General features: G+C 67.8%; 17 protein-coding genes. 12 read left to right on the top strand and 5 right to left on the bottom strand.

Translation table 11 applies throughout. The annotated features are described in order from the left end of the window. Positions 1 to 185 precede the first annotated feature (185 nt). The gene (locus tag ACIBK2_RS42340; protein ID WP_396976289.1) at positions 186 to 1,415 is read right to left on the bottom strand and encodes a hypothetical protein; all 1,230 of its coding nucleotides are present in this window, start codon (positions 1,413 to 1,415) and stop codon (positions 186 to 188) included. 161 nt (positions 1,416 to 1,576) lie between these two features. After that, a complete protein-coding gene (locus ACIBK2_RS42335; protein WP_396976287.1) occupies positions 1,577 to 2,833 on the bottom strand; it encodes a hypothetical protein in 1,257 nt (418 codons plus the stop codon). 277 nt (positions 2,834 to 3,110) lie between these two features. On the opposite strand from ACIBK2_RS42335, the gene ACIBK2_RS42330 reads away from it, so the two are divergent. Then, the gene (locus ACIBK2_RS42330; protein ID WP_396976285.1) at positions 3,111 to 3,611 is read left to right on the top strand and encodes a CGNR zinc finger domain-containing protein; all 501 of its coding nucleotides are present in this window, start codon (positions 3,111 to 3,113) and stop codon (positions 3,609 to 3,611) included. A gap of 3 nt (positions 3,612 to 3,614) precedes the next feature. Here ACIBK2_RS42330 and ACIBK2_RS42325 read toward each other — a convergent pair whose 3' ends face one another. Continuing rightward, a complete protein-coding gene (locus ACIBK2_RS42325) occupies positions 3,615 to 4,976 on the bottom strand; it encodes a DUF2252 domain-containing protein (RefSeq protein ID WP_396976283.1) in 1,362 nt (453 codons plus the stop codon). Between the two features lie 42 nt (positions 4,977 to 5,018). Further along, entirely contained in the window at positions 5,019 to 5,807 is a 789-nt protein-coding gene (locus ACIBK2_RS42320; RefSeq protein WP_396976281.1) for a CPBP family intramembrane glutamic endopeptidase, read from the bottom strand. A 247-nt stretch (positions 5,808 to 6,054) separates the two neighbouring features. Between ACIBK2_RS42320 and ACIBK2_RS42315 the strand changes: the two genes are divergently transcribed. The 6 genes from ACIBK2_RS42315 (at position 6,055) to ACIBK2_RS42290 (ending at position 14,454) form a co-directional block, all read left to right on the top strand. Next, positions 6,055 to 7,410: a flavin monoamine oxidase family protein gene (locus ACIBK2_RS42315; RefSeq protein ID WP_396976279.1), complete on the top strand. Its 1,356-nt coding sequence runs from the start codon at positions 6,055 to 6,057 to the stop codon at positions 7,408 to 7,410. Positions 7,411 to 7,658: 248 nt separating this feature from the next. Continuing rightward, on the top strand, positions 7,659 to 7,988 hold the full coding sequence (locus ACIBK2_RS42310; protein WP_396976277.1) for a hypothetical protein: 330 nt from the start codon (positions 7,659 to 7,661) through the stop codon (positions 7,986 to 7,988). 124 nt (positions 7,989 to 8,112) lie between these two features. Then, positions 8,113 to 12,975: a hypothetical protein gene (locus ACIBK2_RS42305; RefSeq protein ID WP_396976275.1), complete on the top strand. Its 4,863-nt coding sequence runs from the start codon at positions 8,113 to 8,115 to the stop codon at positions 12,973 to 12,975. A 50-nt stretch (positions 12,976 to 13,025) separates the two neighbouring features. Beyond that, on the top strand, positions 13,026 to 13,553 hold the full coding sequence (locus tag ACIBK2_RS42300; RefSeq protein WP_396976273.1) for a hypothetical protein: 528 nt from the start codon (positions 13,026 to 13,028) through the stop codon (positions 13,551 to 13,553). Between the two features lie 30 nt (positions 13,554 to 13,583). Then, positions 13,584 to 13,868 carry a hypothetical protein gene (locus ACIBK2_RS42295; RefSeq protein ID WP_396976271.1) on the top strand — a complete coding sequence of 95 codons (285 nt, stop codon included), beginning with the start codon at positions 13,584 to 13,586 and terminating at the stop codon, positions 13,866 to 13,868. After that, a complete protein-coding gene (locus ACIBK2_RS42290; protein WP_396976269.1) occupies positions 13,858 to 14,454 on the top strand; it encodes a hypothetical protein in 597 nt (198 codons plus the stop codon). The genes ACIBK2_RS42295 and ACIBK2_RS42290 overlap by 11 nt, the downstream gene beginning before the upstream one ends. A 6-nt stretch (positions 14,455 to 14,460) precedes the next feature. On the opposite strand, the gene ACIBK2_RS42285 is transcribed toward ACIBK2_RS42290, so the two are convergent. Next, a complete protein-coding gene (locus ACIBK2_RS42285; RefSeq protein ID WP_396976267.1) occupies positions 14,461 to 15,636 on the bottom strand; it encodes an ROK family transcriptional regulator in 1,176 nt (391 codons plus the stop codon). 103 nt (positions 15,637 to 15,739) lie between these two features. On the opposite strand from ACIBK2_RS42285, the gene ACIBK2_RS42280 reads away from it, so the two are divergent. The 5 genes from ACIBK2_RS42280 to ACIBK2_RS42260 all read left to right on the top strand — a co-directional run bounded on the left by ACIBK2_RS42280 (position 15,740) and on the right by ACIBK2_RS42260 (position 22,575). Then, the gene (locus tag ACIBK2_RS42280; RefSeq protein WP_396976265.1) at positions 15,740 to 16,822 is read left to right on the top strand and encodes a sugar ABC transporter substrate-binding protein; all 1,083 of its coding nucleotides are present in this window, start codon (positions 15,740 to 15,742) and stop codon (positions 16,820 to 16,822) included. After that, entirely contained in the window at positions 16,819 to 17,556 is a 738-nt protein-coding gene (locus ACIBK2_RS42275; protein ID WP_357390809.1) for an ATP-binding cassette domain-containing protein, read from the top strand. Before ACIBK2_RS42280 ends, ACIBK2_RS42275 begins: the two co-directional genes overlap by 4 nt. Continuing rightward, positions 17,553 to 18,767: a sugar ABC transporter permease gene (locus ACIBK2_RS42270; RefSeq protein WP_396976262.1), complete on the top strand. Its 1,215-nt coding sequence runs from the start codon at positions 17,553 to 17,555 to the stop codon at positions 18,765 to 18,767. The genes ACIBK2_RS42275 and ACIBK2_RS42270 overlap by 4 nt, the downstream gene beginning before the upstream one ends. 1,607 nt (positions 18,768 to 20,374) lie before the next feature. Next, positions 20,375 to 21,415 (top strand): alpha/beta hydrolase, encoded by a 1,041-nt coding sequence (locus ACIBK2_RS42265; RefSeq protein WP_396976260.1) that lies wholly within the window; start codon positions 20,375 to 20,377, stop codon positions 21,413 to 21,415. Positions 21,416 to 21,546: 131 nt separating this feature from the next. Further along, the gene (locus tag ACIBK2_RS42260; protein ID WP_396976258.1) at positions 21,547 to 22,575 is read left to right on the top strand and encodes a cation diffusion facilitator family transporter; all 1,029 of its coding nucleotides are present in this window, start codon (positions 21,547 to 21,549) and stop codon (positions 22,573 to 22,575) included. Positions 22,576 to 23,534: the final 959 nt, after the last annotated feature.

Genomic DNA, 23,534 nt, shown 5'->3' with positions numbered 1-23,534 from the left:
CGGCCAAGCACACGCTGCGCCCCGGCCTCACGGCCGAGCGCGCGGCCGACATCCTGTACGCGGTCACAACCTATGACGTGTACCGCTCGCTCATCGAGGACCGCGGCTGGTCCGGCGCGGACGCGGAGAACTGGGTCGCCGAAAGCCTGGCCCAGCTCTTGCTCGCGCCGGAACTGTTGCCCCGGTTATGAGATGACGCCGCGTAGCTTCGCCGCGTAGCTGTCCGCGCGTCGTTGCTGTTGCGCGGCAGTCGATCCCAAGTGATGGATCTCGATGCTCAGCCGACCACCGAAGGTGCTGAGAATGCAGGTGCCGCCGCCGGGTTGCTGCGGCGGGCCCATCTCGGGGTCCACCGTCGCGGTGACGGTGGATCGAAAGTCGGTGATGCGCAAGTTATCCGGTGCCCGCAGATCCGGAACCCGGCCCCAGTTGGACACGATCACCATGCCAGGCACCGGCGCGGTGACGGTCTCCGCCATGTCGGGAATGTGCAACGGCGTCTGCTGCACGGTGCCGTCGGCCAATCCGGCCCACAGCGACTCGCAGATGCCGCGGGCGAGCTCGACCAGCCCGATGGGCTCGGTCGGGGCGTAGGTGGCGAACCCGAGCAGATCGGTGCCCTCGGTCAGACCGACTGCCGGCGTGATCCTGGTGCGTAGGTCGACCGGGTAGATGTACCGGATGTCCGTTAGCGCGAGTTCGCGAATCTCGGCTTCGCTCAACAGAATTGCCGCCGAGACCAGACCGTTGATCGTTACCCCTTCCCGATGCCCGAGCTCGACCAGCGCCGCGGTCTCGGCCACCGAGAGGTGGCAGCGTGAGACTTGTGGTGGGGTCGACCAGTCGTCGACCGGTTCGGTCGAAGTAGTGGCAACCGTCGGCTGGTTATCGGAAACCGGACCGGCCATTTTCTCGATACCGCGCTCGGCCAGCAACGCTTCGATAGACACCGGATACGGGTGCACCGCGCGCTCGGGCGAACGCCCGGCAACGACATCGGTGTAGCACGACCACAACTCGGCCAGCACGGCCAACGAGTGGTAGGCGTCCGCCACACAGTGATGCGTCAGCAGCGTCACACTCGCGGTATCGCGGTCGCGGACCACGCACACCGCGCTCAACGCAACCCGCTGATCGAATTTCTGATCGATCACCAACCGCCCGGAATCGTCGTCGACCACGGAGATTTCCGGCGCAGCGCCCGTCGAGCTCATGAGGAGGAAGCCACCGTCCTCAGACGGCTCCAGCCGCGCACCCAGCACGGGGAAGGCGCGCACAATAGCCTCGTACGCCGCGGACAAAGCCGCGAGATCCAACCGCCCGGACACCTGAACCGCGTAACCCACATAGACCCCGGCGGCCGCGTACATCTGCTCGCTCGGGGCCAGTGGGCGGACAACAGTAGATATGGTCATAGAGAGCTCCCCTCAATCTGTGACGAATCAGCGCGTGCCAACCGGCGATCAAAGCCAGGCACGCATGCCGGATCAATCGGATTTCCGGCCGTCGACCACTATCCGCGCAAGGGATTTCACAGACGTCTCAGTGCGGTATCGCCGTCGAGAAGGGAAAGCGACTAAGCGGCGCCGACCTCGCGGACCGCATCCAGATGCGACGCCAGCAGACGCACCCGCCGCCGCTGCTGCGCGGTGGTCTCCACCGGATGATGGATCTCGATACTGAGCCGATCATCGAAGGTGCTGATGATGATGGTGCCGCTCGGCTGCTGCAGCCGATGCCCGGCCTTGTCCGGCTTCGCGATCATCACCGTGCGAAAGTCGTTGATGCGCAATCCTTCCGGCAGTCGCGGCCGATCGATTCGGCCCCAGTTGGTGGCCAGCACGATGCCGGGAGCTCGCGGCGGCGGACCGGACGCGATGTCGGGGATGTGGAGCGGCGTCTGCTGCACGACGCCGCTCGCCAGGCCGGTGCGCAGGGCGTCGCTGATGCCGCGGGCCAGGCCGATCAGCGTGGTGCCCGCGTCGCGGGTCGGCACGAAGTCGGCGAAGCCGAGGACATTCGTGCCCTCGGTGTGGCCGATCGCGGGGGAGACCCGGTTACGCAGGTCGACCGAGTAGGTGTAACTCAGCTCGGTCAGCGGCAGCTCGCGCAGCTCGGCCTCGGTGAGCAGGATCGCGGCCGAGGCCAGCCCGTTGATCGTCGTGCCCTCGCGGTGGGCGAGGTCGGCCAGGGCTGCGGTCTCCCGCTTGGTGAGACGGCAGCGTGCCGTCAGCGGTAGTAGGTACGATTCGCCGTCCGCGACAGGGGCGGCGAGGCCTGGTGATTCGGCGACCAGCAACGGCCTGCTGGACACCGGCAGGCCGGACATCTTCTCGACGCACCGCTCTAGTAGCAGGTCCTCGACCGCATCCGGAAACCGATGCGAGGTGAGCGTCGGCGCGCGGCCGCCGCTGATCTCGGTGTAGCAGGACCACAGCTCGGCGAGCACCGCGAGCGAGTGGCACGCGTCCGCGACGCTGTGGTGGGTCACCAGCGTCACCCCGGTGCTGTCCCCGTCGCGGACCACGCAGAGCGCGGCGAGGGCCGAGCGCTGGTCCAACCGCGCGCCGCTCAGCAACTGTTCGGGATCGCCGTCGACGACGGTGATTTCCGGTGTGCTGCCGGGTGATTCGACGAGGAGGTGGCCGCGCCCGTCCGGCTCGAGATGCGCGCCGAGCGCCGGATACGCGCGCACCACCGCGTCGAACGCGGCAGACAGCGCCGCCAGGTTCAACCGACCGGACAGTCGCATCGAGTAGCCGACGAGAACCTCACTACCGGCAAAGATTTCCTCGCTCGGTGCCAACGGCCGAATGACGGTAGCCGTGGTCATGTCGAAATACCCTCCACATGAGACTGCCCATCGAGGCTAGCCCGAATACCGGGCCCTGCACGGCCTTTCGGGATCATCACCTCTGAGTGGTATATCGCGCATACCGAACGAGCTGTTTCCGGTCGTTGCCACAACGAGACCATGCTCGGCGATCAGCCACTGACCGCACACACAGCGCAGGTAGCGGACGGAGCCGTGCGCGGACACGATCGTCGGCGTCGGCCAGGAACAGGAGGGGCAGGTCAGGTCCATAGACCCAGCCTGATGTAATGACCTAGTGCATTTCAACCCTTACGGTGGCGCGGCGGCCGAACTGGCCGCTCGGCTGGTGAACGCGAGTCGGGACGAGGATTTGCGGAAGTTGCTGGCCGCAGCGGATTACAAACCGATCGGTACGCTCAATGCGGCGCAGGATGCGGAGCTGCGTCGGTGGATCGGTGAGCTCGGCGCGGTGTTCGACGACCCCACGGTCCAGCGGCTCAATGCCTTGCTCGCTAAAACAACCAGTCAGCCCTATATCTCGACGCACGACGACCGGATGCCGCACCTGCACTTCGCCCAGGAGACCGCACCCGTCGACGAACGAGTCAAGGCCTACACCGCGGTCGGCCTGGCCACGTTGTTCTGCGACGACCCGAACCGCATCGGCCGGTGCGCCCGCGACGGGTGCGACACCGTCTTCATCGACACCTCGCGCAACGGCAGGCGCAGGTTCTGCTCATCGCAGTGTTCGAACCGGGTGCATGTGGCCGAGCATCGGTCCCGGCGCGCGGGGTGACGCTCAGTACGCCTTCTTCGCCGCCACGATTCGGCCGGATTCGATTGCGGCGAGCAGGGTTTGGTGATCGATGGTGGTCTGATCGGCATAGCCGACGGCGAAATCGATCATCGCGCGATCGAAGGTGTCACTCGACCCGAGATACGACGCGATAGCGACCCGGTCGCCGGAGCGCGCGTGCGCCCGGGCCAGGGTGTGGCCGCACAGTGCCGCGTAGTCGCGCAGGTAGGACCGTGACATTTCCTCGATGTCGGGGGAACCCTTCATGTCGCGCAGCTGGCGCCAGTAATAATGCCGGTCATCCGGGCCGGTCGCCCAGCCGAGGAAGATATCGCTCGCGGCCTGAGTGAGCCGCTGCCCGTGCACGACTCGATGTCCCTGGTTGCGGAACTTGCTCGCCGCGGTGTGCGGCGCCAGCACCGACTGCTGGGCCTCTTTCACCTGCAGGAACAGCGGGCTGCCGTTCAATCGCCCGGCCAGCAGCGCGATGAAGCAGCGAGTGCCGACGCTGCCGACACCGACCACTTTGATGGCCAGATCCAGCATCTCGTGCCGGTCGAGCAGCACCTGGCGTTCCTCGGCGAGGGTGCGGCGATAGTCGCTGAACACCTTCTGGATCGTCGCGGCGTCGATCTCGCCGATCGGGATGAGCAAGGGCGGACGGTGCCGGATGCGCGGGACGCCGTCGGCATCCGGCTCGGTCAGTTTCTCCAAGGCCTGCAGGTTGGTATTGGCCCGCGCCTCGGCGAGGGCTTGCTCGACGCCCTTGCGGCGCTTGGGTTTCTGGGCCAGCGTCGCCAATTGGTCGGCGTCGACCTTCTCGTACCAGACGGCCAATTCGCCGAGTCCGGACAGTCGGATCATCGCCTCCCGGTAGGCCAGCGCCGCGGCGCCGACCGCGGTTTCGGCGTCGGTGTCGGCGAAGCCGTTGGCGCGCGCGGCCACTGCGATGCTGGCCGCCAGGCGCTTGACGTCCCATTCGAACGGGCCGGGCAGGGTCTCGTCGAAATCGTTCAGGTCGAAGACGAGTGCGCGTTCCGGCGAGGCGAACAGGCCGAAGTTGGACAGGTGCGCGTCACCGCACAGCTGGACGGTCAGGCCCGTGTTGGGGGAGGCGGCCAGGTCGGCGGCCATGATCGCGGGCGCGCCACGCAGGAACGGGAACTCGCCCGCGGCCATCCGGGCGTACCGGATCGGCACCAGCTCGGCGACCCGCGTCTTGGCCTGGCGTTCGAGCACGGCGATCGGGTCCGCGCGATCGGCGGGCGGCTCCCACACTCCCAGGGTCCGTCGTCCGACCCGCTTGCGCGCCCGCCGGCCCTGCTCGGCCGCGCCCGGTTCCACAATCGCCAAGGTGTCCGCCATCGTGCCAGTTTGTCATCCGTTGGCTACCGGCGAGCAAATTCGCTACGAGTGTCGACCTCGTTCGCGCCACCAGGACAGGAAGGCGATGCCGCCGAGTACCAGCATCGCGAGGGTGATGGCCGCGCGGAGCGGGCCGATCGGAACCACCGCGACGTTCAGATCGTAAAGGATGTGCGCGGCGATGAACGGCCAGATCAGCTGGACGCGGATGTATGCGTACCGCAGCAAGACGCACCAGATCAGGGCCATCAGTATCGCGGCCGGGCCGTAGTAGAGATGGAAAGGTAGTCGCAGCGCCATGAGCACCGCCAACTGCGCGGGCCAGGACCAGCGCAGCCGGAGCATGATGGCCATCGGCAATGCCAGCAGCATGGTCTCCTCGACCAATCCGGCGCGCAGACTCCAGGTCACGCCGTCCCAGGCGGACATGGCGCCGATGGGGTTGCCGTCTTCGCCGGTGACCCATTCGGGGAAGGTGCCGAGGCCGAGCAGGCCGAGCCACATGGTGAGGTAGCCCGCGCCCATCGCGCCGAGGAAGCCCGCGCGGGTCGGTCGGCCTGCGCGCAGACCGAGTTCGGTGCCGGTCAGACCCAGCCAGCGGTGCGCGATCCAGAGTGCCAGCGCGGCGAAGGGGAAGGCGGCCCAGCCCGCGATGCGGTAGGCGTTGGCGGGGAATCCGGTCCACTGCGGGTCGGTTCGGTTCACCAGCAAGACGATGGCAACAACGGTGGGTGCGCCGAAGGTCAGCACGAAGGCGATGGCTTGCAGAATCCAGGCTTTGACCGCCCACGATTTGTCGGTGGTCGGAATGTCGACGGATTGTGAAGTCATCGCGCCTTTCCTGGCGACGGAGATTTATGGATGACCGGAAATTAGCATAGGAATTCTGTGGCACCGCATTTCTATGTGTGTTTCTCGAATGCGGAATTGCGGAGGAATTTCGCGTGACCAGCACCGCACCCGCGCTGACCGGATCCGGCACCGCGACATCGGGTTCGGCAATCCGGGTCGAGCGGTTGCGCATCGGCGGGCGGTGATCAACAGTGGGTGTTCAACGGTGTAGTGACGGGAGGCCGGCATGGACCACGCTGACGTGGTTGTCGTCGGTGCCGGATATGCGGGGCTGGCCGCGGCACGGGCGCTGCGCGCGGCCGGACGCGAGATTGTCGTGCTGGAGGCAAGCGATCGCGTCGGCGGCCGGGCGCAGACCGACCGGATCGCCGACGAGTGGGCCGTGGATCTCGGCGCTCAATGGATCTCCGGTGGCCACACCCGGTTCGCCGCGCTGGCCGAGGAGTACGGCGCCGAAACGTACGCCGCACCATCCGACGGCGCGAATCTGCTGGTAGAGGGCGCTGTTCGGCATCCATTCGCCGGTACCCGCCCGCCGCTGCCGCCGCTCGTGCTCATCGTTCTCGCACAGGCCATGTGGCGGATCGAGCGGCTGGCCGCGCACATCGACCTCGCGCGCCCCTGGACCACCCCGGGCGCCGACCGGCTCGACTCGATGACCGCGGCGACCTGGCTGCGCCGCAACCTGCCCGAGCGCCGGGCCAGGCACCTCGCCGAGGTGATGATCGGTGAGGAACTGTGCGTCGATGTCGGCAGCGTCTCGATGCTGGCTCTGCTGACCACCATTCGTGCCGCGGGTGGTGTCGACAGCGGCGTGACGGCCGAGACGGTCACCCGGCTGTTCGTCGATGGCGCGGATGGGCCTGCCCGATCGATCGCCGCCGAGCTGGGTGACGTGCTGCGACTGCACGCTCCGGTCACCGCGATTCAGCAAGCGGCGGAGGGTCTTTCGGTGCGCGGTGAGTTCGGTGAGGTGCGCGCCGCGCAGGTGGTCGTCGCGCTGCCGCCCGCGCTGGCCGGTCGGATCGCCTACGACCCGCCGCTGCCCGCCGCCCGCGATCACCTCACCCAGCGGATGCCGATGGGGTCGGTGCTGAAGGCGTTCGCCGTGTACGAGCGGCCCTTCTGGCGCGACGATCGACTAACCGGCCAGGCCTTGAATCTGCACGACCCGGTCCCGGTCACCTTCGACGCCACTCGTCCCGGCGGACCCGGCGTGCTCGGCGCACTCATCCCCGGTCGCGCGGCACATCGCCTGGCCGCGCTCTCGCCCGACGAACGCCGGACCATGATCGTCGGCTCGCTCGTGCGCGCCTTCGGATATCAGGCGCGTGATCCGATCGACTGGCGCGAGAAGGTCTGGGCCGACGATCCGTACACCCGCGGTGGTTACGGTGCGTTTTTCCCGCCCGGCGTGTTGACCGGTATCGGTTCGGCGCTGCGCCAGCCGATTGGCGCGATTCATTGGGCGGGCAGTGAAACCGCCACGGAATGGGCCGGTTATCTCGAGGGTGCCGTCCGTTCCGGCGAGCGCGCGGCCGCCGAGGTGCTCTCGGCTTATCGTGCCGCCGCCGTGGGGTGACGCGCCGATTTCGGTGTCGGACTGCGGTTTCCGGACGTCGGATGATGTTGCCACCGCAATAGATGGTCGTTCGTCCAGTTGAGATTTGAATCATAGGCTTGTCGAGAATGTCTGTACATATCCGTTAACGCAATCCTGACGCGCTCCGCGATTTCCGGACCAAAAAGGCGCCGCTGACCTCGGCGAATGGCGGATAGTGATCTCCGTTATGTTGACTGCGATTCTGCCGTGCGCGAACTATGGACCGCATGGCACATTCAGCAAATGTTCAGCAAAGCCTGGCGCGGCGGAGCCGCACCTTCCCGGCCGCGCTGCTGGTGTTGTGCACAGTGCTGGTCGGCGGCTGGTTCGCCGGACCCGGCGCGGCCGCTGCGGACCCGTCCGGTTGCACCACGGACTCATCGGTGCCCAATCAACTGACCGTCACGTGTGACCGCGGCGCCGGCGTCGGCGAGCACGCCTTTATCCGCTGCCGCGATCTGCTCGGCATGCCGCACACCCATATCGGCGCAACCATCGGTACCGATGGCGGCTGGTCCAGGGCGAACTGCGCCCCGGCCGAAACCGGTCCGGTCTGATCCGGGCGGGGCTTCGACCCCGATATCGCCTTCCGCGCCAGCGCCCGCGAACTTCTCGACTACCGGGGCCATGCGCGCATCCAACCAGCACGTCCCTCGAGACGGGTTCACGGAGAGGCTCCAAATGCGTGTAGTCACCAACGAACGTCAGCGAGAAACCAAAGCATCGGCAAAGCACCGCAAGAACGTCGAGAAGTCCCGGCGCGGCATGTACGCCGCAGCCACTTTCGCCTCCATGGCAACGGCCATGATCGGTGCCGGCCACGCCTCCGCCGATATCGATTTTCCCGCACCCCCCGCCGATCTGAACGGCCTGCTGTCCGGCGCCGGCGACGTCGCGGGACAGGTGCTCGATCCCGGCCAGCAAGGCGCGCTCGACGACGCACTCGGGGCCGCGAGCGCGGCGAGTGCGAACACTCCCTTCGGTGACCAGGTGAACTCGGCGATCGACAACTATCGCGCGGGCGGTGCGCCGCCACCCGGACCGGACTGGTTCGGTGGTGGCGGCGGTGCCCTGGGCGGTCAGGGTGCGCCCGGCGCGGTCGCCACCGAGGTGGCAGGCCGCGTCCCCGCGCCCGTCGCTGACCTTGCGGCAACCGTCGCGCAAATCGCGGGTTCGGGCATGCAGCTAGATCAGCTGGCGACCTGGGCAAACAAGACGTTCCCTGACGGCCCGATGCGTGGGCCGGTTAATGACCTGCTGGCGTTCGTCGAGCAGGCCACCGAGCTCGCAGGCACCCGCCGTACCGGCACGACACCGGCCATCGACGACCTGATCGACCAGGCCCGCACGCTCTTCGGCTTCCCCAAGGATGGACCCGATCCGGTCAAGGGTCTGCGCGACATGCTGACTCCCACTGTGGGACAACAGGATCCCGTCGCGCAGCAGCTGCCGCCCGGACTGCTCGCGATCGCCGCGCCGGTGATCGGCCTCTTCGCGCCGCAACTGGCGGGCATGGCGCCGGTGCTCGCATTCCTCGCACCGCTGCTCGCCCTGGCCTCGAACCCGGCCGCCGCGATCGGCGCGGTGTTCACCGAGATCCGCGAGGCAGTACGCGGGCTGGTGTCCGATGCCAGGCATCCGGCGGCGCTGCCGCTGCTCGCGATTCCGGTGATCGCGGTACTCGCGATCGTGCCGCTGCTGTTCGCGGGCGGGATCGGGGTGGCCGCCCTACTCGCGCTCGGTGCGGTGGTGCTCGGCGCGATCCTGTTGGCGCCGTTGGTGATCGGTGCGCTGATCATCGGCGGACTGATCCTCGCGGTGCTGGCCATCCCGGTGCTGATCGTGCTCGCGGTGATCGCTATTCCGGTGCTGCTCATCGCTATTCCGGTCGCCATCGTCGCGTTCTCGGTGCTGGCGCCGGTCATCCTGGTCGGTGGTATCGCCGCGATCGCGGTGGCCATCGTCGGCGGAATCGCCCTTGCCGTAGTCGCATTGGCGATTGGGCTCGCGCTGAGTGTCGTCGGTTTCGTCGTGCTTGCCGTGGCCGCGCTGCTGACCACGGTCTTCGTTCCGGTCCTCGGCCTGGTGCTCGCGCCGCTGTTGTTCGGCGGCGTGCTGGCCTTCCTGGTCGTCAGCCTCATCGCCACGGCCGTGGCCTTCTTCGGCGTGCTCGGTGTCGCTGGACTCGCTACCGCCGCACTGATTGTCGGCTTTGGTTTGCTGTCGCTGCTGACTCCATTCGGGCTCATCGCCATTCCGATCCTGATCGCGCTCGCTGTCGTCGCCCTGGTGGCGTTCGGCGCGGTCGGGCTCGCGGGCGGCGTGATTCTTGCCGTGGTGGCACTCGCCGGGTTGCTGGTGCTCTCGGTGGTCGCCGGTGCCGCGGTGACGGTGCTGTTCGCGCTTGCCGTGGTGGCTACCGCGATTCAGCTCGTCGCGGCCGCGGTGTTCTGGGCCGGGCTGGCCGCGGCGGGCATCGTGTTCGCCGCGCTCGGTGCGGCGGGCGTCGCGCTCGCGGTGGTCGGCGGTCTGATCGCCACCATCGCGCTGGTCTTCGCCATTCCGGTGCTCGGGCCGCTGTTGGCGCCGCTGCTGTTCATCGGCCTGGTCGCCATTCCGGCGGCGTTGGGGCTCGCGGTGTTGTTCGGTGGGTTCGGCCTGATCGCGTTCTCGGTATTCGCCTTGACCGGGACCGTACTGTTGGCGATCGCGACACTGGCCGGGGCGGCGCTGTTGGCGACGCTGGCGTTCATGGTCACCATGCCGTACGCGATCCCGCTGATTCTGGTTGCCGCACTGGCCTTCTCGATCATCGCGGGGGTCGGCATCGGCGCGGTCGCCGCGGCGTTCGTGGTGGCGACCTGGGTGGGCGGTGGCGCCATCGTGCTCGGCCTGATGGCGTTCGCACTCGCCGTTGTCGCAACGGTATTCGCGGGCGGGCTGGTGGTCTCGGTGCTGTCGTTCGTCATGCTCACCCTCGCGGCGTTCGCGGCGATCGTGATCAACCCGCCGCTCGCATTGATCGCGATTCCGCTGCTGTTCGGCGCGGTGCTGCTGGGCACGCTGGCGACCATCGGCACGGTGGCCGTGGTCAGCACGCTGCTCGGCGGATTCGTCGCGGCGCTCGGGCTCGGCCTGGTGGCCGCCTGGATGTTCTTCGGCGTGCTGGCACTCGGTGTGTTCGTCGCCGCGTCCGCGCTGTTCCCGCCGTTGTTGCTGGTCACCATTCCGGTCGCGGCCGCCGCGTTCGCGGTCATGGCGGTGCTGGCGATCGCGGCACTCGCGGTCGGCGGTGTCGGCCTCGGCGCAATCCTGTTGGCGGGCTGGCTGATTGCGGCCGTGCTCAGCGTGGCGGCGGTGATCGCCACCGCCGCGGTCGCGATCGTCGGGTTCGTGCTCGCCGCCGTGCTCACGGTGCCGTTCTTGATCTTCGGGCCGTTCGCGGTCGTGGTCTCGACGGCCCTGTCGCCGATCATCGCGCTCGCGCTGCTCGCGGTCTGGTCGCCGGTGCTGGTGGCCGGCCTGGTCGTCGCGGCGCTCGGGATCGGCATCGGCCTGTTCGGGCTGGTCGGGCTACCGGTGCTGGCGGCGATCATCGGCGTCTCGGTGGTGGCGGTGACGACCGCGCTCGCGGTCACGCTGTTCGTCGGCAGCCTGCTGCTCGACTTCGCCACGCTCGGCCTCATCGCGGCGGTACTCGTGCCGCTGGTCGCGTTGGCCGGACTCGGCGCGCTCGCGCTGCTCGCCCTCCCGGTACTCGCCCTGCTCGCCGTGCCAGTACTCGGCCTGGCCGCGCTCGGTGCGCTGGCCTTGGTCGCACTGCCGGTGCTGGCCGTGGTCGCGCTGCCGGTACTCGGGCTGGCCGCGCTCGGTGCGCTTGCCGTAGTGGCCATTCCGGTGCTCGCGGTCCTCGCCCTGCCGGTCCTCGCGCTGCTCGCCCTGGTGGCGGTGCCGCTGCTCGCGCTGGCCGGATTGGCCGCGCTGGCGGTGACCCTCGTGGCCGGCGCGGTCGCCGGGGCAACGGCACTCGCGGTAGCAGTACTCGGCGTTCTCGCGATCGGTGCGCCGCTGGCACTGCTGGCGATCGTGCCGCTGCTGGCCCTGGCCGCGGTCGGCGGGCTCGCGCTCCTCGCACTGCCGGTGTTGCTGATCGGCGGGGCCTTGGCCGCGGTGGTCGGCGTGCCGCTCGCCGCGCTGGCGCTGCTCGCCCTGCCGGTCGTGCTGATCGGTGGTGCCCTCGTTGGACTGGCCGCACTGATCGGTGTGCCGCTGGCCGCGGTGGGTGCGGTTGCGCTGCTGGCGATTCCGGCGCTGTTGGCGGCTGGGGCGCTGGTCGCGGTGGTCGGTGTCGCGCTCGCTGCGGTTGTCGTTCCGGTCCTGCTGGTCGGTGCTGCGTTGGCTGCGATTGTCGGCATACCGGTGCTTCTGGTCGGCGGTGCGCTCGCTGCCCTAGCGGCCGCGTTCGTCGCGGTGAAGCTGCTGATCTGCCTGCCGCTGGCCCTCGGTGCGCTGGCGCTGCTCGCGCTGCCGGTGCTTCTGGTCGGCGGTGCGTTGGCCGCACTGGTCGCGCTGGTCGGCGTGCCGCTGGCTGTGGTCGGAGCGCTTGCGCTGCTTGCCCTTCCGGTGTTGCTCGCCGGTGGTGCGCTGGCCGGGCTTGCCGCGCTGGTCGGCGTTCCGTTGGCGGCACTCGGCGCGCTCGCGGTACTGGCTCTTCCGGTCCTCTTGGCCGGTGGCGCGTTGGCCGGATTGGCGGCTCTGATCGGTGTGCCACTTGCTGCGGTGGGTGCGCTTGCGCTGCTTGCCCTTCCGGTCTTGCTGGTCGGTGGAGCGCTGGCCGCGCTGATCGGTGTTCCGCTAGCGGCGGTGGGTGCGCTTGCGCTGCTTGCGCTTCCCGTCCTGTTGGCCGGTGGTGCGCTTGCGGCTCTGATCGGTGTGCCGCTCGCCGTGGCGGGCGCCATTGCGCTGCTTGCGCTTCCGGTGCTGCTGGCCGGTGGTGCGTTCGCGGCGCTGGTCGGTCTGCCGCTGGCGGCGCTCGGGCTGTTCGCGCTGATCGAGATTCCGAAGTTGCTGATCGGTGGTGCGTTGGCGGCCGCGGCGGCGACGGTGCTGGCACCGTTTGCCGCGGTGGGTGTGGCGGCGCTGATTGCCGCGCCGCTGGTCGGGCTTGCCGCGTTGATCGGTGCGCCGCTGGCCGCACTGGGGGCCGCCGCCGCGGTGGCGCTCGCCCTCGCGATCGCCGTGCTGCTCACTCCGGGCGCGCGGGTCGGCATCATCTCCGGCATCCGGGCGGCGCTGGATCGCAATGGGCCGCTCGGTGCTTCGGGTGGCGGGGCGGCCGCGGCAGGCACGCAGTTCCTCGACGACATTCCCGACGACCCGAGCCTGGAGCAACTGGCGGCCTCGCTGCAGCAGCTGCTCGCCCCGCTGCCGAGCAAGCCCGCGGCCGCGCCGGTGGCGTTCGCCGAGCTGCCCTACACCGGAAAGGGGGCCGCCGAAGCGGTGGCGCACGATCGCGCCTCGCGCCTTGTCAGCGTTTCGATGTGACGAATCCTGCTCTGTGTCAAGACATCCGGTTCTAGCCAAGGAGATCAGACATGACGAACACCACGGAAACCCTGCACCTGGAGTACCTCTACGGCCCGCAGTGGCAGGACGCGATCCGCATCATCGAACGCTCCGGCCAGCTGACCGCCGAAGAGCGGGAGAAGCTGAACGCCTCGGCGAAAAAGCTGATGCAGGACAAGGTTTCGGCCCTGTCCAACGGCGCGGGCCTGGAGGGTGGCCTCAGCGGCCTGCTGGCCGGGCTCGGCATGGGCGCGAACGCCCAATCGGTGGCGTCGCATCCGCTGAACATCGCGACCGCGACGGCCAAGGCGTTCGGGCGATCCCGCAATGTGCAGCTCGCGGGCATGATCGCCGGGCAGGCCGTGTCCCCGACGGCGGCGACCGGCGCGGGTGACCTCGGCGGGTTGCTCGAGTCGTTCGGCTCGATCGGCGCGGTAACCGTGGTCGGTCAGGCCGTCACCGCGGCAGTCCTGAGTGACCTGGTCGGCCAGGGCGAATTCACCCAGGCCGTCTACGACGAGCTGATGCTGCCGTGGAGTAGCAACATCGACGGGTAGTCCGCGACCAGCACGAAAGAGGTTGGCACCATGTTCGATTCGCGAAACATCGGCCCCGGTGGCATTGCCACCGACCCGCTCGGTGGTCTGCTCGACGTCCAATCGTCGCCCATCGCGTTCGGCTACTACGAACAGAACGAGGTCGCGACGGCCACCGGCGTCGAGTGGAACGGCCGACATCGCACCGCCCCGATCGGATGGTGGAATAGGCACCGGCACGTGCAAGCCGGGTTCGGCATGGCGATCGTCTTGACGCTCGCCTTCGTGCCCGCGGTGCAGAACGCGATCCTCACGGTGCTGACCCATGGTGGATAACGCACGCAGGCGGCCGTCACGCCGAGGGAAAGCCTCCCTCGGCGTGACGGCCATGGCCGTACTGTTCCTGGTCGTCGCCGCGCTGCTCAGCGCGTGTTCGAGCGGCGGCTCGAACGATGCGATCCGCAACCGCGTCGCCGACGCGGACACCGCGGATTGTGCCCGCGGCGGCACGGCCGTCGCGGGTTTGCGCGACACCTTCCGTCAGCTGTCCGAACAACTCGACGGACTCGGCCCGGCCGCGTCCCGCGGCGACCTCGGCGAGGTGAAAACCCGGGTAACCCATGGCATGTGGTTGTCGAACCAGGTGTCGAACACCCTCAACCCGGTGGTCGATCGAATGGGATCCCCGCTCATCGGCAGCGCCTACCGCGACGTCGCCAATGCGGGCGGCCAATTGCACAGCTCGCTGTCCGACTTCGCGGCGGTCCTCGACAACGGGAGCCCGGCGCAACCGGTCGCCGACTCGGTGACCGCCGCCCTGACCTCCCTCAACGGCTCGATGGATCGGATGCGCCGCACCTGCCCCACCGTCTTCGCCGAACCGAAGGGCCCGCAATACGGCCCACCGCTCAGCGCCCGCTGAGCCGAATCAGATTCCGGCCGAACGTCTTTCGAAGAGCCGATCCCTGGCGACGGAGAGCGCGCGGGAGACGGCGCCGGTGAGGACGCCGTCGTCGCCGAGCGTGCTGGCGACGATGCGTGGGTGCAGCGGGCCGAGCTCGGCCATCCGGCGCGCGATCGCCGCGCCGAGCAGATCGAGGTTGTTGCCGATACCGCCGCTGAGCACCACGAGTTCCGGGTCGAGGATCGAGGCGACGGCGGTGATGAGGGCGCCGATCCGACGTCCCTCGGACTCGACCACCGCCAGAGCGCGTGGGTCGCCCGCGGCCGCCGCGGTGAAAATCTCCTTGGCCGAGGCCCCGGCCAGACCGGCCTGCTCGGCGGCACGCGCGACTCCGCCTGCGGCGGCGACGGTTTCGGTCATCCCGCGCTCGCGGGCATCGAGTGGGGGAGCGTCGATCTCGGTGGCGGGCAGGAACGAAACCTCGCCCGCCGCACCGGTATTGCCGACATACAGCTCGCCGTTGATCACGATGCCCATGCCGACGCCGGTGCCGACCGAGATGAGCACGAAGTTGCGCACACCCGCGCCCGCACCGAAGGTGAGCTCGCCGACGGCGGCGAGATTGATGTCGTTCTCGATGGTCGATTCGACCTCGAGCGCGTCCCGCAGCTGACCGACCAGCCCGGCACGGCCCCAGCCGGGCAGGTTCTGGGCGTAGTCGAGGCGGCCGGTGCGCGGGTTGAGCACGCCGGGACTGCCGATGACCGCGTAGTGCACATCCGACCACTCGACGCCGGACTCGGCGGCGACCTCGTCGGCCAGCGCGCGCACCCGCCGCACCAGATCGGCGGCCGAACGGGCCGAGTTGCGCACATCGCGCCGCCCGATGAAATCGCCGCGCAGGTCGGCGATGGCGAGGCGAATCCAGTTGCGGCCGATGTCTATGCCCGCAACCACCCCGGCGCGCACGTTCACGTCGTAGAGTGCGGTGGTCGGCCCCGGCCTGCCGCTGAGCGACCCGACCAACTGCACCAGCCCGGCCTGCTCCAGCCCCGAAAGCGCCGCCGACACTGTCGGTTTCGACAATCCGCTGGCCTTGGCCAGGTCACCGCGCGAGGCAGGGCCGCTGAGCCGCAGGTAGTCGAGCAGCAGCCGCTCGTTCATCGTCCGAAGGAGCTGGGGATTGCCGACCCTACTCATCAATCCTCCTGCTCGTACCACTGGACACCTCCGTGTTAGTAAACTACCTTTCTTACCAACGCTCAACCGGGCGCTCTCACTCTCCTCTCGGCACGGTGACCTCATGCGTCGAATTCAGCTCCTCACCGCGGCGGCGGCCGCACTCGTCCTGGCGGCAGGCTGTAGCTCCGGCGACAGCACCAAAGACGCGAAATCGGGCAGCGACACCCCGACGATCGCGCTGCTGCTCCCGGAATCCAAGACCACCCGCTACGAAGCCTTCGATCGCCCGCTGTTCGAGGCGAAGGTCAAGCAGCTCTGCGGCAACTGCAAGGTGCTCTACTTCAACGCCGATCAAGACGCGGCGAAACAGCAGGGCCAGTTCGAATCCGCGCTCACCCAGGGCGCCGATGTCATCGTCTTCGACGCGGTCAACGCCGATGCCGTTGCGCCACAGGTGAACACGGCGCGGCAGAAGAAGATACCGGTGGTCGCCTATGACCGGCTGATCTCGGGCATCAGCTACGAGTACTACGTCTCCTTCGACAATGTGAAGGTCGGCAAGGTGCAGGGCGAGGCGCTGCTCGCCGAGCTGAACAAGCGCGGCACCACCGACAAGGGGCAGCTGGTGGTGATCAACGGATCGCCGACCGACCCCAGCGCGGGCGACTACAAGAAGGGCGCGCACGAGGCACTGGACGGCAAGGTGAAGATCGGGCGCGAATTCGACACTCCCGATTGGTCTCCCGACAAGGCGCAGCAGCAGATGGAGCAGGCCATCACCGCGCTCGGCAAGGACGCGATCGTCGGCGTGTACTCGGCCAACGACGGCATGGCCGGCGGCGCGATCGCGGCGCTGAAGCGGGCCGGTTACGCGACGCTGCCGCCGCTCACCGGGCAGGACGCGGAACTGGCAGGCGTGCAACGGATTCTGACCGGCGAGCAGACCATGACCATCTACCTGGACTACCGGGCCCAGGCGGAGAAGGCGGCCGAACTCGCGGTGGCCCTCGCGAAGGGCGAAAAGCCGACGGCGCCCGCGAAAACCAACAACGGCGCGACCGACATCCCGTCGTACCTGCTCGACGCGATCGCGGTCGGCAAGGACAACATCAAAGACACCATCATCAAAGACGGCCTATACACCGTCGCGGATATCTGCACGCCCGATGTGGCGGCGGCATGCCAGGCCGCGGGTATCAAATGACAGCTCCCACAACGGTTCTCTCGGCGCGCGGGCTGACCAAGCGCTACGGTGCGGTGCAGGCGCTCGACGGTGCGGATCTCGAGGTGCACGCCGGTGAGGTGGTCGCGCTGGTCGGCGACAACGGCGCGGGCAAATCGACTCTGGTGAAGGCGATTTCGGGTGTGACGGTGGCCGACGAGGGCGAGATCGTCTTCGCCGGTGCGTCCGTGCGGATCACCCGTCCGCAAGACGCGCAGGCCCTCGGCATCACGACCGTGTTCCAGGATCTCGCGCTGTGCGACAACCTCGATGTCGTCGCCAATCTGCATCTCGGTGCGGAGACCAGCATCTGCAGCGTGCTCGACGAGATCGAGATGGAGCGCAGCGCCCGCGATCTGCTGGCCTCGCTCGACGTGAAGATCAAGGACGTCCGCTCGCCGGTGTCCTCGTTATCCGGCGGGCAGCGGCAGTCGGTCGCCATCGCGCGGGCGCTGCTCGGGCGGCCGCGGATGGTGATTCTGGACGAGCCGACCGCAGCGCTCGGCGTCGAACAGACCGCGCAGGTGCTGGCGTTGATCGGCCGATTACGCGAGCGCGGGCTCGGCGTGCTGTTGATTTCGCACAACCTGGTCGATGTGCGCTCGGTCAGCGACCGAGTGGTGGTATTGCGGCTCGGCCGGAATGCAGGAGAGTTCGAGACCGCTAAAGCGACTCAAGAAGATATCGTGGCAGCGATCACGGGAGCAGCTGCATGAGTGACGTAGTAATGAAAAGAACTGTCTGGCAGGGAAACCAAGGGCGTGGATTAGCCGACGCCGCAATGGATCGGCTACGTCGCGGCGAGGTCGGATCGGTACCGGTAGCCATCGGTCTGGTCATCATCGGCATCGTGTTCTACCGGCTCAACGCCCACTTCCTGTCCGCGGAGAACCTCACCAACCTGGCTTTGCAGATGGCCGCGACCGGAACCATCGCGCTCGGCATCGTGCTGGTGCTGCTGCTCGGCGAGATCGACCTCTCCGCCGGCTCGGTCAGCGGCTTGACGGCCGTGGTGATGACGCTGCTCTACGTGCGGCACGGCTGGAACGTCATACTCGCGGTGATCGCCGCCATTGCCGTCGGTGCCGCGATCGGCCTGCTGCACGGGCTGATGCGGACGATGCTGAGCATGCCGTCGTTCGTCGTGACGCTGGCCGGGCTGATCGGCTGGCAAGGCATGATGCTGTATCTGCTCGGCAAGGAAGGCACCGTCAACCTGCCGTTCGACCGCGGCATCGCCACCATCAGCGACACCTGGCTGCCTGCTGTGCTCGGCTGGTTGCTCGTGGTGTTGCTCGCGGGCGGGCACCTCGTCGCGAGTCTGATCACCCGGCATCAACGGGTGCACGCGGGTCTCGACGCCACAGCGCCGGTCTGGATCGTGGTGCGGTCGGGCGGATTGGCCCTGCTGCTGGGCCTCACCGTCGTCGTGCTGAATTCCGATCGCGGCGTGCCGCTGACCCTGGTAATTTTCGGTGGACTCGTCCTCGGCCTCGATCTGATCCTGCGGCGCACCGTCTTCGGCCGCCGCATGTACGCGGTCGGCGGCAATGCCGAGGCGGCCCGCCGGGCAGGCATCAACGTCACCGCGATCCGCATCTACGCCTTCGTCGGCTGCTCCGCGCTGGCCACCGTCGGCGGCATCCTCGCCGCCTCCCGGCTGGTCGCGGTCAACCAGAGTTCCGGCGGCAGCGACATCCTGCTCAACGCGATCGCCGCCGCCGTCATCGGTGGCACCAGCCTGTTCGGTGGCCGCGGCCGCGCCTACGCCGCGCTGCTGGGAATCCTTGTCATCCAATCGATTACGAACGGAATGCTGCTGCTCAACGTGGACTCCTCGGTACGCTTCATGGTCACCGGCGCCGTGCTCGCGATCTCGGTCGCCATCGACTCGGTCGCGCGGCGCGGCGCCGAGGGAGCGCGCTGAGCTGGGGCGATCCCACGATCGCCCGCCGGAGGGGCGCCTGAGCGCGACTTGGGTTGTATCGCGTTCAGGCGATCCTGCGGGTTCGGATGCCACGACGCAGGCCGTTGTGGTCTGGTCCGAGGCGAGAGTGTCGGCGTTGCGGGCAGTCGGATCTATTCGGGCTGAAGGGTTTCGAACTGAGTCTCGGTGCCGAGGTAATCGTCGAGCGATGGGTACGCGGCGAGATCAGCGCCGTGCAGAGGCGTGAACTGGGTCGGCGTTCGTCGGAGGGTGCCGGGGCGCGGCAGGGTGCCCCGCGTCCAGGCGGTCCTGGGGGTTCGCATGCCACGTCGGAGGCTGTTGTGGGTTCCGGTCGAGGCGAGCATGTCGGCGTTGCGGCAGGCAGTCGGATCCGTTTGGGGTGGAGGTCGAACCGAGTCCGGTGTCGGGGTAATCGTTTAGCGATGGGTAGGCGGCGAGATCAGCGCCGCTCTTGGGGCGCAACCAACGCCGAGATCGTCACGCGAAAATCTATCCGTACACCCGCTGTGTGAGCCTCACCCCCGCTGTACTGGGTGTGGGGCTGACACAGCGGGGGCGCGACGGTAGCTTCACCACCTCGGAAGGCGAGATTCGCTGATTATTGAGCTCTCGCAACGTAACCACAGCCAGATGACCATCTCGGGAACGCGACATCGCGCGCCTGACCGATAACTACAGTCGGGTACGGCAGGCGACGTGCTCAGCACTACTCGGTCATTCCCTTGGATAGGTACACCTATTCGGGGAAGTCGGATCCGTTCGGGGTGGAGGTCGAACCGAGTCCGGTGCCGGGGTAATCGTCGAGCGATTGGGTACGCGGTGAGATCAGCGCCGTGCGGATGGGTGAAGTGGGTCGGCGTTCGTCGGAGGGTGCCGGGGCGCGGCAGGGTGTCCCGTGTTCAGGCGGTCCTGGGGGTCGGATGCCACGTCGGAGGCTGTTGTGGGTTCTGGTCGAGGCGAGAATGTCGGCGTTGCGGGCAGTCGGATCTATTCGGGCTGAAGGGTTTCGAACTGAGTCTCGGTGCCGAGGTAATCGTCGAGCGTTTGGCGCGCGGCGCGATCAGTATCGTGCGGATGAGTGATGGGGGTCGGCGCTCGTCGGAGGGCCCTGGGCGCGGCAGGGTTCCCGCGTTCAGGCGATCCTGCGGGATCGCGTGCCATCACGGAGGCTGTTGGGGTTTCGGTCGAGGTGAGTGTCGGCGTTGCGGCAGGCAGTCGGATCCATTCGGGGCTGAAGGTCTCGAACCGAGTTCCGGTGCCGAGGCAATCGTCGAGCGTTGTGGCGCGCGGCGAGACCAGTGCCGTGTAGATGGTTGAACTGGGTCGGCGCTGAGCTGAGGGCGATCGCGCCCATCGCCCGTCGGAGGGTGCCTGGGCGGGGCAGGGTTGTCCCGCGTCTAGGTGGTCCGGCAATCGAACTCGCGGCGGCCCTCGTGGGATAGCGCACGGCGGCCGTCGCTGTGGTGTGTCCCAGCGAACATCCAGTAACGGACCTGGGCAGATGACCGACACGGTGGGGGAGTTGTGTATGAGTTCGAAGCCGTGTGGGTCGGGGTTTTTGGAGTGTGTTCGTGGATCGCAGATCGATGTGGAGGTTTCGGGCTCGGGCGGTAGTGCTCGCGGCGTCGCTGTGTCTCGGTGTGGGCATCGTGGCCGGGGCACCTGCTCAGGCGACGGCATCGAGTGCGCAGTGGGTCGATACGCCCGCCGCACCGGATGGGTCGGTGATCGCGCGGGTGGAGGAACCCGACGGGCGCAACATTCGGATCTGGGTGCGGTCGACGGCGATGGAGGGGGCGACCTTCCCGGTCGATATTCAGCGGCCCGCCGATACCTCGCAAGCTCGGCCGACGTTGTATCTGCTGAACGGCGCGGGCGGCGGTGTGGACGACGCCAGCTGGCAGTTGCGCACCAATGTGCTCGACTTCCTGTCGGACAAGAACATCAACGTGGTGCAGCCGGTCGGCGGTCAGTTCAGCTATTACACGGACTGGATCAAGGATGATCCGGTGCTCGGGCCCAACAAGTGGAAGACCTACCTCACCGAGGAGTTGCCGCCGCTGATCGATGCGGCGCTCGGCACCGACAAGGTGAATGCGATCGCCGGGCTCTCGATGGCGGGCACCTCGGTGCTGGCGTTGTCGATCGCTAAGCCGGAGTTGTATCGCAGCGTCGCCTCCTACAGCGGGTGCGCGCAGACCAGCGATCCGATCGGTCAGGCGTTCGTGCAGATGACGGTGGAGCGCGGCGGCGGCACCGTGGCCAACATGTGGGGCCCGCCCGACGATCCGCAGTGGGTGGCCAACGATCCGCTCGTGCATGCGGACAAATTGCGCGGGGTGAACCTGTTCGTGTCCAGCGGCAGCGGTCTGCCCGGCGCGCACGACACCCTCGACGGGCCGTTCCAGATCAAGCCCGGCGTTTCGCAGTGGGCCGATCAGCTGGTGGTCGGTGGTGCGATCGAGGCGGGCATCCGGTTGTGCTCGGCGAACCTGCAATACCGGCTCGACCAGCTGGGTATCCCCGCTACTTTCGACTTCACCCCGACCGGGACGCACTCCTGGGGCTACTGGCAGGACGCGTTCGTGGCGTCGTGGCCGGTGCTCGCGAAGGGGCTTTACAGCTGACACACCTGCCGACCGCAACTCTGTGATCCAGGTCATCCCATGTAGTAGGTTGCGGTCGGCATAGGGTGAGCTAAGGTGGTCGCACAGATGCAGATATGCGCATACATGGCGGTGACGAAAGCGGGCGGCTAATGGGACATGAACACGAGCACGGACACGGCCATGGCGGCGGTCACGGCGCACACTCACACGGTGTGTCCGGTGATGCCGATCGTCGCTGGCTGACGGTCGCGCTGGCGCTGATCGCCGGGTTCATGATGGTCGAGGTCGTGATCGGCCTGCTGGCGAATTCGCTGGCCCTGCTCTCCGACGCGGCCCACATGCTGACCGACGCGGCGTCGATCGTGCTGGCGCTCACCGCGATTCGGCTCGCCGCCCGCCCCGCGCGCGGCAAATACACCTACGGTTTCAAGCGCGCCGAGATCCTGTCCGCGCAGGCCAACGGCATCACGCTGCTGGTGCTCGCGGGCTGGCTGACCTACGAGGCCATTCGACGGCTGCTCGACCCGCCGGAGGTGACCGGTGGGCTGGTGGTCGCCACCGCGCTCGTCGGCATCGTGGTGAATGTGGCTGCGGCGTGGGCAATCAGCAAGGCGAACCGCTCCAGCTTGAATGTGGAGGGCGCGTTCCAGCATGTCCTCAACGATCTGTACGGCTTCATCGCGACCGCTGTCGCAGGCATCGTCGTGCTGGTCACCGGATTTGCCCGCGCCGACGCGATCGCCACCCTGGTCGTCGTCGCACTGATGGTGAAGGCTGGCCTCGGCCTGGTCCGCGAATCCGGCCGCATCTTCTTGGAAGCCGCACCGGCCGGCGTCGACCCGGACGCCCTCGGCCGCCGCCTGGTCGAAATGCCCGGCATAGACGAGGTCCACGACCTGCACGTCTGGCAGATCACCTCCGGCAACGTGGCCCTCTCCGCCCACGTCCTCGTCCAACCCGGCGCCGACTGCCACGGCCTGCGCCAGCAAATCGAACGCCTCCTCGACCACGACTACGAAATCACCCACACCACCCTCCAGGTAGACCACTCCCAACTGGTCTCCACCGCCGCAAGCCCCAGCGCCGACCGCCTACTCCCGGTCCTCGAAGAACACTGCGACGAGTCCCACGGCCTCGTCCACCGCGAACGCCCCGGCGCCGCCCACCCCCAGAGCTAACCCGCCCCACCAAATCCGCACTCTCACTTGGGATCTGCACCGACTCTAGGGCCCTATTCCGAGTGCAGATCCCGAGAGAGAGTGCAGGTTCCGTGCGATCCGGCCCGAACCCCGCCACGGGTGGCGCTGACCGACGCCTCACCGGCCCGCCCACGCCGAACTCACAGAGCCTGCAACCGGTGGTGCCCGAGCGTCGCTCCACGACAAACGCCCGGAGTCGGCCCCTAGCGCTAGCCCCGACCCCGCACCACCAAGTCCGCACTCCCTCTCGGGAACTGCACTCGATCTGGGCGCCCAGGGTGGTGCGGATCCCGGGACAGGGTGCGGATCCGAGGCGACACGTCCCGAAACCCGCAACAGGCGGTGCCGACCGACACCTCCCTGTCCCCGCAGACACCGAACCACAGACCGCCCACACCTTTCACAGAGTGTGAGCGCTTGTGAAAGTTATGCACGGCCTGCGAAACCCCATCCCCACCAACAGGTTTCACCACACCCGAGCCCATGGGATGCAACCACAGCCCGATCACTACGCGAAAACCCGTCTGTACACCCGCTGTCTGAGCCTCACACCCCCTGTACCGGGTGTGCAGCCCACACAGCTGGTGCACGCACGTAGCTTGACCACCCCGGAAGCCAGGATTCACTGAGTATCGCTCTCCCGCAACGCAACCGCAGCCCGATCACCCGTGAGAACCTATCCGTACACCCGTTGTGTCAGCCTCACATCTCCTGTGCTGGGTGGGCGGCTCACACAGTGGGTGTACGCAGGTAGTTTGATCATCCTGGAAGCCGGGGTTCGCTGAATATCGAGGTCTCGCAACGCAACCGCAGCCCGATCACCCCGTGAGAACCTATCCGTATACCCGTTGTGTCAGCCTCACACCTCCTGTGCTGGGTGGGCGGCTCACACAGTGGGTGTACGCAGGTGGCTTGACCATCCTGGAAGCCGGGGTTCG

This window comes from Nocardia sp. NPDC050175, from assembly GCF_044459885.1.
GTDB lineage: Bacteria > Actinomycetota > Actinomycetes > Mycobacteriales > Mycobacteriaceae > Nocardia.
Note: the sequence above shows the minus strand (reverse complement) of the source record. Positions and strands in the feature narration are given on the sequence as shown.